We start from the raw sequence: 14,387 nt of genomic DNA, 5'->3' as shown, positions 1-14,387 counted from the left end.
ATTAGTCAAGTCGGTTGCGAGAGCAATCAGAGTGCTGTTATGGCTCAGTCGGTAGAGCGTCGCCTTGGTAAGGCGGAGGTCACGGGTTCGATTCCCGTTAACAGCTTTGTAAAATAGCGGAAATAAAGGCTTTTTGAGGAAAGTAACCTCGAAAGGCCTTTATTTGTTATCTGAATAGGAGAAAGAAAAAAATGAATGAAAAATTAATTGTAGTGGCAAGAATTCACACGGATTTTCCAGAAAAATTTGGGATACCAAGACAGAGTGGATTGGTTCCGTCTGTAAGGGGAGAAATTCATTTTGAAGGAGAGTTTCGAAATCCCGATGCTGTTCGGGGAATCGAAGAGTATTCACATTTATGGTTGTTATGGGGATTTTCCAAGGCGAAAAAGGATGTCATTAATTTGACAGTGGCTCCACCAAGATTAGGTGGAAAGGAGCGGAAGGGGGTATTTGCGACTCGTTCTCCGTTCAGACCGAATTCTATTGGCTTATCTAGCGTACGCTTGGAAGAAGTTCGATATGAGAGAAACGGGGAACCGGTTCTGGTTGTATCAGGAGCGGATATGTTGGATGGTACCCCAATTTATGATATTAAACCATATCTTCCTTACACGGATGCGCATCCGGAGGCAAAGGGAAGTTTTGGCGAAGCTCACAGAGAAGACGGCATTAAAGTAGTGTTTCCGGAGGAATTGAAATGCAAAATTCCGAAAGATTTGCAACAAGCAATATTGGAAGTTCTTGCTCAGGATCCAAGAGCTGCTTACAATAAAAAGCCGGATTATATTTATGGTATGAACTATGCGGGGTATGATATTCGTTTTGTAGTTGAAGAGGGAGTATTGATTGTAAGGGAAATTGTGGACACCCATTCTTCTGAGTGGAAAAGAGTGAAGTAATAAATAATGTTCGGATGTATAAAAAAGTCTATCATTATTAGAAAAAAAGGAGTATAATACACACAGAAGACGAAAATTGTATCTTTATGTCGAAACATAAAGAGAAAGGGGTTATGTCAACAGATGATATAGCTATCAGTTTTGTAGTTTTTCTGTTGTGTGCTTATGCAAGTATTACTGCCACCAGGTTATTGATTCGCTTTAGAAAAGAAAACATGGCGGTAATCGAGAAAAATGCGCAAGAACAGAAGAACATTGCGAATAATATTATTCTTGTTGCAGATAATATTATGAAGCATTTTGATGAAACACAAAGCATGATGTCTGGAGTGAAAGAAAGTATAGACACGAATAATTTCTCAGTTGAAAATATTGCAGAAAGTACGGAAAGTACTGCGGAGGCGATTCAGAGACAGGCTGATATGTGCAATGGTATCCAGGAAAATATTACAATGGCAGAGCAACAGACACGACAGATGATAGAGACTTCACAGAATACAATGCGGGCAGTAGAAGAAGGAACAAAATTAGTTCAGGGATTGGAAGAACAGTCTGTTAATGTAAAAGAGGCTAGTGAGATTACCGTAGAGGCAACCGAGAAAGTAACGGATAAAGTGCAGGAAGTACGAGGCATTATTGATACCATTTTGGAGATTTCCAACCAGACAAATTTGTTGGCATTAAATGCATCTATTGAAGCAGCCAGAGCAGGTGAAGCCGGAAAGGGTTTTGCAGTTGTGGCAGATCAGATACGTGAGTTGTCAGAACAGACAAAGGAAGCTTCTAACCGTATCACAAATATTATTGAAGAATTGACTGAGTATACGAATCAGGCAACAAAGAGCATTGAAAATTCCAGCATATCAGTAGACAAGCAGAATGAGATGATTGAAACCACGAAGAATAAGTTCCAGGTAATTGATGACGAAGTTGCAGAATTGATTGAAGTAATCAGTAAAACAGAGAATAATATGGAGCAGATTATCAAATCTACCGGTGTTATTTCAGAGAATATTACACATCTGTCAGCAACCAGTGAAGAGGTAGCTGCATCATCTACAGAAGGATTGAAACACTCTGGTTCGGCAGTGGAGCAGATGGAGGAATTTGTAAAAATACTGGAAGGCATTTACAGACTTGCCAAGGAGTTGAAAGAATATGCATAAATATACTGGCATTTTGAAATAGTTTCTGATACAATAAAAGTACATGTATAGACAGGGATTCCTAACATTAGGAATCCCTTTAGAAAATAGAAATAAAGGAGTGTTTGAGATGGCAGAGTCTATGGAAGATTATAAAGAAGAATTGGAGGCATCCTTCCGTAAGATTCAGGAAGGGGATATCATTACCGGAACAGTCATTGATGTAAAGGAAGAAGAAGTTACTCTGGATTTGAAATATTATGCCCAAGGAGTCATAAAGAAGGAAGACTTAAGCAATGATCCGAACTTTCAAGTAATGGAAGAAGTACATATCGGTGATGAACTTGAGGCAACTGTAGTAAGTACAGATGATGGTCAAGGCAATATTCTGCTTTCCAGAAAGGAAGCGAATGAAGTATTGGCTTGGGAAAAATTAAAGGAATATCAGGAAGAAGAAACAACGCTTTCAGTGAAAATATCAGGAATCGTACCGAGTGGTGTGATTGCTTATGTAGAAGGCATGAGAGGATTTATTCCGGCATCTCAATTGGCACTTTCCTATGTAGAAGCGACAGAAGAATGGTTGGGAAGAACGGTGGAAGTACGTGTCATCAATGTAGATGAATCTAAGAAAAAACTAGTGCTTTCTGCCAAAGTGATATTAAAGGAAAAGGAACAGGAAGAACACAACCATAAGATTTCAATGATGGTTCCGGGAAGTATTCTGGAAGGAACAGTAGAGAATCTTATGCCTTATGGAGCTTTTATAGATTTGGGGGATGGAATTAGTGGATTAGTGCATATTTCTCAGATTTCCCAGAAGAGAATTGGAAAGCCGTCTGAAGTTTTAAAAGAAGGACAGAAGGTAAAGGTTAAGATATTAAATACCAATGATAATAAAGTAAGTCTCAGTATGAAAGCATTAGAGGAAGAGATGGTAGATACAGAGCAGGCAGAGCCTGTGGAAGAATATGTTTCAAACGAAAGTGCATCTACCAGTCTTGGTGATTTGCTTTCTAAGTTGAAATTGTAGACCAAGAGGTACAATGGAAGGAGTACAGGTGATGAGAGTAAATGCAATTCAGGGAATGGATGCAAGTATGGGTGTAGATAGAAGTAATGCGGTAAATAGTACAGAGGACTTTTCTTCTTACTTGCAGACTACTGCATCTTTAGAGGAAATTTTTACAGAGGCATCTGAGCGTTATAATGTACCGAAAGATTTGATTAAGGCAATAGCTAAGACGGAGTCAGATTTTAATCCAAATGCTACATCAGGTTCCGGGGCACAGGGGTTGATGCAGCTGATGCCTGCAACTGCAAAGGAATTAGGAGTTACAGATGCATATGATCCTTACCAGAATGTTATGGGAGGAACAAAATATATTAGCCAGCTGTTAAATAAATATGATGGTGATGTGAAGCTGGCTCTTGCAGCATATAATGCAGGAAGTGGTAATGTAGCTAAGTATGGCGGAATACCTCCTTTCAAAGAAACACAGAATTATGTGGTAAAGGTTATGAATTTCATGAATGGCGGGGTACAGGTTCCGGATGCTTATTATTCTACTTCGGGAACAGCAAGTACAGCTACAGAAAGTACGGCAAGTGGAACAATTACAGCAGCTTCTGTGGAAGAGGCCGAGGATAATTATTTTAAAGAAATTATGAATCGATTATTTTCCTATGAAGATTATCTTCGATTTGTAGAATTGTATACAAAAGTGCAGCAGGAACAACAGGAAAAGGACGAGGAAGAGGAAGAAGAGAAGAAACAGGCAGGGCTTTCCGATTCCTATTATTCTTATCAGGAAATTAAGTACAACCCGGCGGTACTTGGAATTATAAACAGTAATAACTAGTCAGGAGAACAGAATGGAAACAATTAAAATTAAATATTTTACCGAAGAAATTGACAAACTCACCTATATTGACGGAAAGTCTGATTGGATTGATTTAAGAGCCAGTGAGACGGTAGAATTAAAGGCAGGAGAATTTAAACTGATTCCTTTAGGTGTAGCAATGGAATTGCCGGCAGGGTATGAAGCACATGTAGTACCAAGAAGTTCAACTTTTAAAAATTATGGGGTTTTACAGGTGAACAGTTGTGGTATTATTGACGGAAGCTATTGTGGCGATGAAGATATGTGGAGAATGCCGGTATATGCTACCAGAGATACGGTGATTCAGAAAAATGATAGAATCTGCCAGTTTCGTATTGTGGAAAACCAGCCGAAAATTGAGTTTCAACAGGTGGCTTCTTTGAAAAACGAAAACCGTGGAGGGTTTGGAAGTACAGGTAAAAATTAATAGCTAATGTAAGGCAGGAGGGATTACTATGGAGGAACGAATGGTAAAGTTTTTCGCGAAAGACAGTAATAAGGTGGCAATTCATGCAGTACCGGGGCACTTTTCGACTGGGCATTCGCACATCAATTATTACATTAATATTACAAGTCTTAAGAGCCGTGTAAGTGAGGCAAGAGAATTGGCAAGGTTGTTGGCGGGAAAGTTTACAAGCAATATTACAGTGGATACCATTGTGTGTATGGATGGTATGGAGGTTGTGGGAGCGTTTCTGGCGGAAGAGTTGGAAAAGCTTAATATCATGACGATTACCAATTTGCATGAAACCGTATATGTAGTTCCGCCGGAGTTTAATTCCAACAATCAGATGATTTTTCGAGATAATTCTATTCCTGCAATTCAGGGCAAACATGTATTGTTACTTCTTGCAACTACAACGACAGGAGTTACCATTCATCAGAGCCTGGAATGTATCCGTTATTATGGCGGAAGTGTAGTTGGAGTTGTCTCTGCATTTAGTACCGTTAGGGAAGTAGAAGGATTCAAGGTAGAGTGTGCTTTTAATGAGGAGGATGTACCGGGATATGCCACATATCCTGCAAGTGAATGTCCATTTTGTAAAAAGGGACATAGAGTGGAGGCTATGGTGAATGGCTTCGGATATTCTAAGTTATAGTATTCGTCAAAGTGTATAAAAAAGAGAAGGAAATTCGTTAAAGTGACGAAGAAGAAAAAAAACGATATGCTTTCTTGGTGGAATTGACAAGAAAGCATATCGTTTTTTGTGGATATGACAGATGCAATTTTTAGCTGAATTTGGTAGTATTATTTCAGAAAATAAATTCTGCGGGACAGAATAACACACAGGAGGTAACAGGAAAATGGCAAGTTTATCATTAAAGAACGTTTGTAAAGTATATCCAAATGGATTTGAAGCAGTAAAGGACTTCAACCTTGAAGTAGAAGACAAAGAATTTATCATCTTTGTAGGACCATCCGGATGTGGTAAATCTACTACACTTCGTATGATTGCAGGTTTGGAAGATATTTCTTCTGGAGAACTTTCTATTGATGGAAAGGTTGTAAATGATGTAGAACCTAAGGACAGAGATATCGCAATGGTATTCCAGAACTACGCATTGTATCCACATATGACTGTATTTGACAATATGGCATTCGGATTAAAATTAAGAAAAGTTCCAAAGGCTGAGATTAAACAGAAAGTAGAAGAAGCAGCTAGAATTCTTGACCTGGAGAAATTATTAGATCGTAAACCAAAGGCTTTATCTGGTGGACAGAGACAGCGTGTTGCTATGGGTCGTGCAATTGTTCGTGAGCCAAAGGTATTCTTAATGGACGAACCATTATCTAACTTGGATGCTAAGTTAAGAGTTCAGATGCGTGCGGAAATCGCTGCATTACATCAGAGATTAGGTGCTACTATCATCTATGTAACACATGACCAGACAGAAGCTATGACACTGGGAACCAGAATCGTTGTATTGAAGGATGGTATCATTCAGCAGGTAGATTCTCCTCAGATATTATACAACGAGCCGGATAACTTATTCGTAGCAGGATTCATTGGATCTCCTCAGATGAACTTCATCGATGCAAAATGTGCAGTAGAAGGAGATAAGGTTACCTTATCCTTTGGAGATACTACTATCACATTACCACCAGCAAAAGCTAAAAAGTTAGCAGACGGTGGATACAACGGAAAGACAGTTGTACTTGGTATTCGTCCAGAAGATGTAGATGATTCCCAGATTGCTATTGAAACACGTAAGGAAAGTTCTTTCTCTACAACAGTAACAGGATACGAATTACTTGGTTCTGAAGTATTGTTATACTTCAATATAGAAGGAACAAGCATGACTGCAAAAGTTGATTCCAGAACACCAGCACGTCTTGGAGATACTGTTCGTTTAGCTATTGATGTAGAGAAGATTCATGTATTCGATAAGGAAACAGAATTGACAATTACCCACTAATTCGGTAATATAATTTCATACACAATGCATGATTTGGGAGTAACACATGAGTGTGTTACTCCCTATTATATTTCCACTGGGTGTAAATATAATAGGGAGAGGGAAGATAGATGCGCACTCGCACCAAAGGAATTTGTCGCAAACGACGGTGCTCGGCGCGCAACATATGTTTCACCTATAGAGATTAGGTAATTAAAGGCATTGTATGAAATATATGTTGATTTTTAGATTATTGCGGATAGTTATATGTTTTAAAGTCGCGAATAAGAAAGGAATACAGATCTTATGTTATCAAATCATAAATTGCAGGTTACCCTGGAGGAAATTAAGGAAATTTCCAGAATAGATCTTGCTCTTTATAGTGATAAAGGAAAGCTTTTGGCGTCCACTTATGAGGAAGAGGGAGACATGGAGGAGGCAATCCGTTTTTTTGCAGATTCTATGGCGGAGAGTCAGATGTTGTCGGGATGCCATTTTTTTAAAGTACTAATAGAGAATGAGCTGGAGTATATTCTTTTGGCGAAAGCTACTAGTGAAGAAGCCTATATGATTGGAAGACTTGCGGTGTGTCAGCTACGTAATATGGTGAGTGCATATCGTGAACAATTTGACCGCAACAGCTTTATGCAGAACGTAGTTCTGGGAAATATGTTGGTTGTGGATATGTATAATAAAGCGAAAAAGTTGCATATTGAGCCTGCCCAAAGGGTAGTATTTATTATAGAGGTGTCCGGGAAAAAAGATGGTATCGTAATGGAGACCGTAAAGAATCTTTTTGTTTCTACTACAAGAGATTTTGTGACTGAGGTAGATGAAAAATCGGTCATTCTGGTTAAAGATGTACGGGATATGCCGGAGGATGAAAAACTGGTAGAACTTGCTAAAATGCTAGTGGACAACCTTCATGCAGAAGCTATGGTAAAAGTGCGTGTGGGATTCGGTAATCGAGTAGATCTTCTTCAAGATATTGCACGTTCCTATCAGGAAGCCAAGATGGCGTTGGAGGTAGGAAATATTTTCTATGCGGAAAGTGATACAATTTCTTACAGTAAGTTGGGGATTGGAAGGTTGATTTATCAGCTTCCAATCAGCCTGTGTGAAATGTTCTTAAAGGAAGTATTTGGAGAGAAAATACCGGATATTTTTGATGAAGAAACTACGGTAACGATTCAGAAATTTTTTGAAAACAACCTGAACATATCAGAAACAGCACGTCAACTATATGTGCATAGAAATACTCTGGTTTATCGTTTGGAGAGAATTGAAAAGATGCTGGGACTGGATATCCGTACCTTTGAGGATGCTATGTTATTTAAAATTGCATTGATGGTAATTTCACATATGAATTATCAGAAGAGCCTGATAGAGACAAAAGAAGAGGAATAAGAATAGAGGAAAAGATACTTTTTGAATGAAAAATATCAAAAAGTATCTTTTTAATTTTACAAAACTTTTACCAAAATCTACTTGTGGCTAATACAAAATCTTCCTATTATGGAAATAGATTTCTTCGATATTGGAGAAACAGAGACATTATTTAAGAATTAGCAGGAAAGAGAGAAAAAGAAATGGGAAGAGAAAGAGTAGTGAAGAGAGGAATAGCTGTGTTGATGGCTGTACTCATGGTGCTTACATCCTTTTTTTCGAAGCCACAATGGGCTTCCACGGTGTACGCAGCAGATGAGGTCACATATACACAGGTAACGGATGTAAATGAAATCACGGGTGGAGGTGATTTCGTATTAGTTGCGCAGAATGGAGAGAATTATTATGCGCTAGGGACAACGATTGGAAATAAAATAAATGCAACGACAGTTACTGTTGCCGACGGTATAGTAACCGGAGATAGTATTCCTGTATGGACAATTGCTGCTTCTGATGCAGATGCAAGAGTAAGCTTGTCAAATGGGACAAACTATCTGGCATATAATAGTAGTACAAACTTTAAAAGTAATGAAAGTGCTTATACATGGAATGTTACAGAGGAAGGAACAGATACATTCCGGTTTGTTGCAGCAGCAACGTCGAGAGGAATTGCGTATAGTACAGGCACGTCGAAATTTGGAGCATATGCTACCTCAAATGCTGGCAAAACAGATTATATCTTCGACCTTCTGGTATTCAAAGTCGGCACTTCAGCAGGAGGTGAAAGTGGTAGCGGTGATTCCGGAAGTACAGGCGGTAATAGTGGTGAAACCGGTAAGCCTGTAGATGATACAGTAACAACGATTGCAAATGTAAGAGCAGCCGCAAGCGGTAATTTCACCGTTACAGGTACGGTTGTTTTGATTGATGGTAAAAACGTTGCTGTTCAGGATAGTACAGGGGGAATTAACCTTTATTGCACAAGTGCAGCTACAGATTTAAGCCTCGGTGATGAGGTAAAGGCTACCGGAGAAAGAGCAAGCTATAAAGGTCTGGAACAGTTGAGCAATGTAACTTATACAAAAACCGGAAATACAGCAGCAACACTTCCGGCTGTAACTAAGACAATTGCAGATATTAAGGCAGATGCTGGTACAGGAAATCTGGAGAGTACCCGTGTTTACATTGAAAATGCAGTTATTGGGGCGATTAATACCAGTGGCAGTACTACGTTGACACAGGATGGAAATACCATCAATATTTTCAAGATACCGGAACTTTCTGATATTTCGGAAGGTGCTACCGTAAGCCTGTACGCTGTGGTTTCAGATTTTAATGGTTATCAGCTTCGTGTTGCATCTGCTTCTGATGTAACAAAAGTTTCTAACCCATCTTCATCTGACCCGTCTACAGGAGAAGATGATGATAATACTGAAACCGGAAAGCCGGAAAGCGGTAGTTATGTCATCTGGGCACCTGCTTATAATAAAGCATTATCCAGTGTATATGGCGGTTTCTATAACAATGGTGTAGATGTTACATTAAATGGCACTGAGTTGTCCGGTTACACCAATGCAGAGATTTGGAATGTAACGAAAAATGAGGATGATACCTACAACATTTCCTTTGGTGGAAAGAAACTTGCCATGGCAGCAAGTTATAGCAGTCTGACATTGGGAGAAGTAAATGATAAGTGGGTGCTTGAGGATGCTGGAAATGGCTGCTATTATGTAAAGAATGTAGGACGCAGTTGCTATATAGAGTGGTATGACGCAAAGTCATACTGGAGTGGATACAATAAAATCAATTCCGGCAGTGAAGGCATGTTTGCTTTGAAATTTGCACCGGCAGTAAAGGGCTATGATACCGATACTTCCGTGGAAGAGAAGGTTGCGCAGTGGGGAGGCGGCGGACCATACGATACCGCTGCAAATTCTACAGCCATTTCAGGGGATAAGTATAAGGCAGGCGATATGCAGGACAACGATGCTACCTTTACAATACTGGCAAATGGTACGGCAGGACAACCTTATCAGACAAGTACCAGCACAACAACAGGTGGTACGAATTATTACATGGGCGGTACTAATATCGGTAAAGCGGCTGGAGATTATATGCAGTTTGCAGTGAATACAGCAGGATATGGTGATATGAAATTATCCTTCCGTATCCGTGCTACAAAGACAGCACCGGGTTCTTTCCAGTTACAGTATTCTACAGACAATGGTGCAAGCTTTAAAAACTTCACTACAGGAGAATATTCCTATGAGTATACCCAATATACAAGTGATGGAAGCAAACCGGTTTCAGGTTCCGGAAAAATTACGGATGGTATGGCAAGACCTTCTAAGGCAGCAACTAATTATGTAACCCATACTTTTGATGTACCTGCGGGAGCAGAAAATGCAGATAAGCTGCTGATTCGTCTTGTAGCGGGTACAGAACGTGCAGATGGGACGACAGGAGCAGTGAGCGGAAACATCCGTATTGATTCCGTTACCTTATCCGGTCATCCAATTGTAGACGATAATATTACAGGATATGTAACGGTAGCACCGGATGGACAGGAAGAGGATGTGGCAACAGGTACAGAGCTGACAATGACGTCTGCAACAGAAGGAGCAGTGATTTCTTATCGTTTTGTAGATGAATCCGGAAATGGTGACTGGAAGACTTATGATGTAGCAAGTAAGCCGGTATTGCCAAGTACGTTACCAACCATTTTGGAAGTAAAAGCTACATGTGCAGGTAGAGCGGACAGTATTACCCGTATGTTTTCCTATGCAGCAGGATCCGTAGTACCGGTTAAGATGACACCAAATGGTGGTGGTGTTTATATTGACGGAGATGCTGTGAGTGTAACACTTTCCTGTGAAACTCAGGGGGCAACAATCTATTATAAAGTGGATGGTGCAGAAGATTATACAGAATACACAAATCCGATTCTATTGGAGAAAGGTTTTGGAAAGAAGATCATTCAGGCTTACGCTGTAAAAGAAGGATTTAATGACAGTGCAGTTGTAACACGTAACTTTATAGAGAGAAACAGCGAGAATTATAATATTTATTTTGGACAGTTGCATTCCCACACCAGCTATTCTGATGGTGCAGGCTCCGCAGAAGATGCTTATGAACATGCATCGAATGTTAAGAATCTGGACTTTTTGGCGGTAACAGACCACTCAAATTCCTTTGATAATGCTGACAAAGCCTCACTGGCAGATGGATCTATGAGTTCGGAGTGGGTAGAAGGGCATGAACTTGCTAAGAAGTACACAAATGATGAGTTTGTAGGTTTGTTTGGATATGAAATGACATGGTCCAATGGTCTTGGACATATTAACACCTTCAATACAGACGGATTCCAGAGCCGTACCCAGAAGGATTATAGTACATATGCAACAGCGTTGCAGAATTATTATACAACCTTAAAGACAGATGCAGATTCTATTAGCCAGTTTAACCATCCGGGTACGACTTTTGGTGATTTCAGCGATTTTGCTTATTACGACGAAGAAATTGACCAGCTTATTACCACGATTGAAGTTGGTAACGGAGAAGGTATGATAGGAAGTTCAGGATATTTCCCGTCCTACGAGTACTATACCCGTGCGCTGGATAAAGGATGGCATGTAGCACCAACCAATAACCAAGACAACCATAAAGGAAAGTGGGGAGATGCGAATACGGCACGAAGCGTGGTTCTGGCAGATAGTCTTTCCGAGGAGGATATCTATGATGCTATGAGAAATTATCGTGTTTATTCCACAGAAGATAATGACCTTTCCATTCGGTATTCTCTGGATGGTAATGTTATGGGAACTATCCTCGACAAAAATGATGTAGGTGAAAATGTAAACTTAAACGTAGAATTATCTGACCCGACAGACAGCGCAGTTGGTAAGGTGGAGGTTATCGTAAATGGTGGTTTAAGTGCTGCTTCTAAACAGGTAAATGATAACGAAGAAACTGTAAGTTTTGAGGTTCCATCCAAGTATTCTTATTATTACATTAAAGTTACACAGAAGGATGGAGATATCGCAGTAACTGCTCCGGTATGGGTTGGTGAGGTAGAGGCAGCAGGAATTTCCGGCCTGTCCACCGATGCTGTACTTCCGGTACAGGATAGGGAAATGAATCTGACACTGGATTTGTACAATAACGAGAAAAAAGATTTAAATATTGAAAGCATTGTATTTACCATTGATGACGAAATCATCCACACAGCAGACTTGACCAACTTGTCAAAGGTCGAAAAAAAGGGCACAGCGTCTTATACTTTCTCATATACACATGGTGGTTTAGGACAGACGAATATCTATGCCATTGTTACTGCTAATATGGACGGAGTACAGAAGGTATATAAGGAAGTGTTAAAGCTGGATTATGTATCTCCGCAAATGGTAAGCAAGGTGATTGTAGACGGAAGTCACTACAATGATTATGTGACCGGATACTATGGTGGTAATATGAATAATTTTACTAGTATTGCAGCGGACAATATGGTAGAAGTACAGGTTGTAAAAGAAACGATTACCGATGAAATGCTTTCAGATTGTAGTTTGCTGGTCATCTCAGCACCGGCAAGAAATGCAGGAACTGCAAATGCAGGAGACTATGTAGCAAGCAACTTTGATGATGCATTTATCGCTACTGTTAAGAAGTATGTGGAAAATGGTGGAAATGTAGTAGTATGCGGTCTGGCTGATTATCAGGACACCAAGGCAACAGATGCAGATTACCATACAGCAAACCAGTTGAATAAGCTTTTGGAAGGTATCGGTGCCACCACGAAAATCAATGATGATGAGGCATATGATGAAGTGAAAAATGGAGGACAGGCATATCGTCTCTATCCGACAACCTTTAATTCTGATTCCAAATGGACAAGTGGTATTGTAGAGGGACAGACTTATAGCCAGTATAGCGGATGTACTGTCGATATCACCAATGCATTCGGCAATGGTGTTGTGAAGGATGCAGAGTGGCTTGTAAAAGGTTTTGATACCACATATTCCATTGACAGTGATAAAGACGGAAAAGGAGGAGTAAGCAAGGGGAATGCAGTGTTCTTGGCAGCTCAGGATACAGTGTATGGTGGAACGATTTTTACTGCCGGTGGAGTATTTTTATCCGATTTTGAAGTAAAGGCAGAATTAGATAATATTTGGGATTTGCCATATGCAAACCGAACTATTGCAGAAAATATTTTAGAGAGAATTAAGGTAGAACTTCCAGTGAGTACAATCGCTGAAATGCGTAATGGAAATTACAAAGATGTATTCCGTATTCAAGGATATGCAACTTCCAGTCGTAAAGAGGGCAATGCATTCTTCGATGCAATGTATGTACAGGATGAGACCGCAGGTGTTACGGTGTTCCCAATTGCAGAGGATGGACTTGAAATTGGTACTAAGATGGAAATTGTAGGTTATGTAGACCAGTATCAGGGGGATAAGGAAATTCAGGTCATGTCCTATAAGATATTGGATGAGGAACCGAATATTATTGCTCCGGAAAAGATGACGGCAGCAGATGCCATGAACTATGAGAAGTCCGGTGGTAAATTGGTTGAGATGCAAGGTAAGGTTGTAGATGTAATTTATAATGCATCAGGAACAGGGGTATCCCAGTTCTGGTTGGAAGATGGAAGCGGTACAATCGGAAATGTATTTATTGATGGATATATTTTGTCTGAAACAACAGGAAAGAATGAATTGGCATCCTTTGTAAAGAAAGGGGCGACTGTTTCTGCCGTAGGTATGGTATATGCACATCCAGAGGGTGCTTCTGATGTACCTGTAACTTGCCTGAGAGTGCGTAATTGTGATGAAATCCAGTTAGTTGCGGAAGCACCGCAGACACCGGAGACGCCACAGACACCAGACACACCGGAGACGCCACAGACACCAGACACACCGGAGACGCCACAGACACCAGACACACCGGAGACGCCACAGACACCAGACACACCGGAGACGCCACAGACACCAGACACACCGGAGGCACTACAGATACCACAAATAGCAGACACAAGAGTAGAGGGATGGAAAGATATTGCAGCTTCAATCCACAATTACCCGGAAGGAAGTACCATATCAATTAAAGTGGGAACAGATACTGTCGTACCTGCAGAGGTGTGGAATGCAGTAAAAGGACAGAACAAGAATTTAGTTTTCAGGTTAAATAATGGGGTAGCATGGAAAATTAATGGAAAAGATATTACTGGTGAAGTGAAGGATATTGATTTGAATGTTGCATTAAATGTTAAAGTAATACCGGAAAAACTTATCAAGTCTGTTGCAGAAGGAAAAACAACAATACAGCTCAGTTTGTCACATAATGGTGAATTTGGCTTTAAAGCAATGATTGAGGTTCCAATAGGAAAGGAATATAGTGGAATGTATGCGAACTTGTACTATTACAACCCGGCTACCGGAGAGTTAGAATTGTCAGGAAGTGTAAAGGTGGATGAAAGTGGAAATGCAGATTTTACCTTTACCCATGCATCAGATTATGTCGTCGTATTGGATACGGTAGCAGCAAGTGAAACCACAAAGAAGCCTAAGACCGGTGACAATACAGAAGCCACAGGAACAGTTTTAATGTTAGGATTTTCTGCATTGCTGATAGCAAATATGTTAAAAAAAAGAAGAGTAGGAGCGAGATAAAAA

General features: G+C 40.1%; 9 protein-coding genes and 1 tRNA gene. All 10 read left to right on the top strand.

Annotation, left to right across the window (positions count from 1 at the left end; translation table 11 throughout):
• The first annotated feature begins 33 nt into the window (after positions 1-33).
• A tRNA-Thr gene (locus BIV20_RS09780) sits at positions 34-106 on the top strand.
• A gap of 85 nt (positions 107-191) precedes the next feature.
• Positions 192-902 carry a tRNA (N6-threonylcarbamoyladenosine(37)-N6)-methyltransferase TrmO gene (gene tsaA, locus BIV20_RS09775; protein WP_075720509.1) on the top strand — a complete coding sequence of 237 codons (711 nt, stop codon included), beginning with the start codon at positions 192-194 and terminating at the stop codon, positions 900-902.
• A gap of 113 nt (positions 903-1,015) precedes the next feature.
• Positions 1,016-2,068 carry a methyl-accepting chemotaxis protein gene (locus tag BIV20_RS09770; RefSeq protein ID WP_075720507.1) on the top strand — a complete coding sequence of 351 codons (1,053 nt, stop codon included), beginning with the start codon at positions 1,016-1,018 and terminating at the stop codon, positions 2,066-2,068.
• 109 nt (positions 2,069-2,177) lie between these two features.
• The gene (locus tag BIV20_RS09765) at positions 2,178-3,080 is read left to right on the top strand and encodes a 30S ribosomal protein S1 (RefSeq protein WP_075720505.1); all 903 of its coding nucleotides are present in this window, start codon (positions 2,178-2,180) and stop codon (positions 3,078-3,080) included.
• A 13-nt stretch (positions 3,081-3,093) separates the two neighbouring features.
• Positions 3,094-3,909, top strand: coding sequence for a lytic transglycosylase domain-containing protein (locus BIV20_RS09760; protein WP_075720503.1), 816 nt, complete (start codon positions 3,094-3,096; stop codon positions 3,907-3,909).
• A 13-nt stretch (positions 3,910-3,922) separates the two neighbouring features.
• Positions 3,923-4,357: a dUTP diphosphatase gene (locus BIV20_RS09755; protein ID WP_075720501.1), complete on the top strand. Its 435-nt coding sequence runs from the start codon at positions 3,923-3,925 to the stop codon at positions 4,355-4,357.
• Between the two features lie 28 nt (positions 4,358-4,385).
• Positions 4,386-5,030 carry a hypothetical protein gene (locus BIV20_RS09750; RefSeq protein WP_075720499.1) on the top strand — a complete coding sequence of 215 codons (645 nt, stop codon included), beginning with the start codon at positions 4,386-4,388 and terminating at the stop codon, positions 5,028-5,030.
• A 205-nt stretch (positions 5,031-5,235) separates the two neighbouring features.
• The gene (locus tag BIV20_RS09745; RefSeq protein WP_075720497.1) at positions 5,236-6,348 is read left to right on the top strand and encodes an ABC transporter ATP-binding protein; all 1,113 of its coding nucleotides are present in this window, start codon (positions 5,236-5,238) and stop codon (positions 6,346-6,348) included.
• Positions 6,349-6,633: 285 nt separating this feature from the next.
• On the top strand, positions 6,634-7,734 hold the full coding sequence (locus tag BIV20_RS09740; RefSeq protein ID WP_075720495.1) for a PucR family transcriptional regulator: 1,101 nt from the start codon (positions 6,634-6,636) through the stop codon (positions 7,732-7,734).
• A 182-nt stretch (positions 7,735-7,916) separates the two neighbouring features.
• Positions 7,917-14,384 (top strand): CehA/McbA family metallohydrolase, encoded by a 6,468-nt coding sequence (locus BIV20_RS09735; RefSeq protein WP_083655169.1) that lies wholly within the window; start codon positions 7,917-7,919, stop codon positions 14,382-14,384.
• Positions 14,385-14,387: the final 3 nt, after the last annotated feature.

It is taken from the genome of Roseburia sp. 499 (assembly GCF_001940225.2).
Taxonomy (GTDB): domain Bacteria; phylum Bacillota; class Clostridia; order Lachnospirales; family Lachnospiraceae; genus Petralouisia.
Note: the sequence above shows the minus strand (reverse complement) of the source record. Positions and strands in the feature narration are given on the sequence as shown.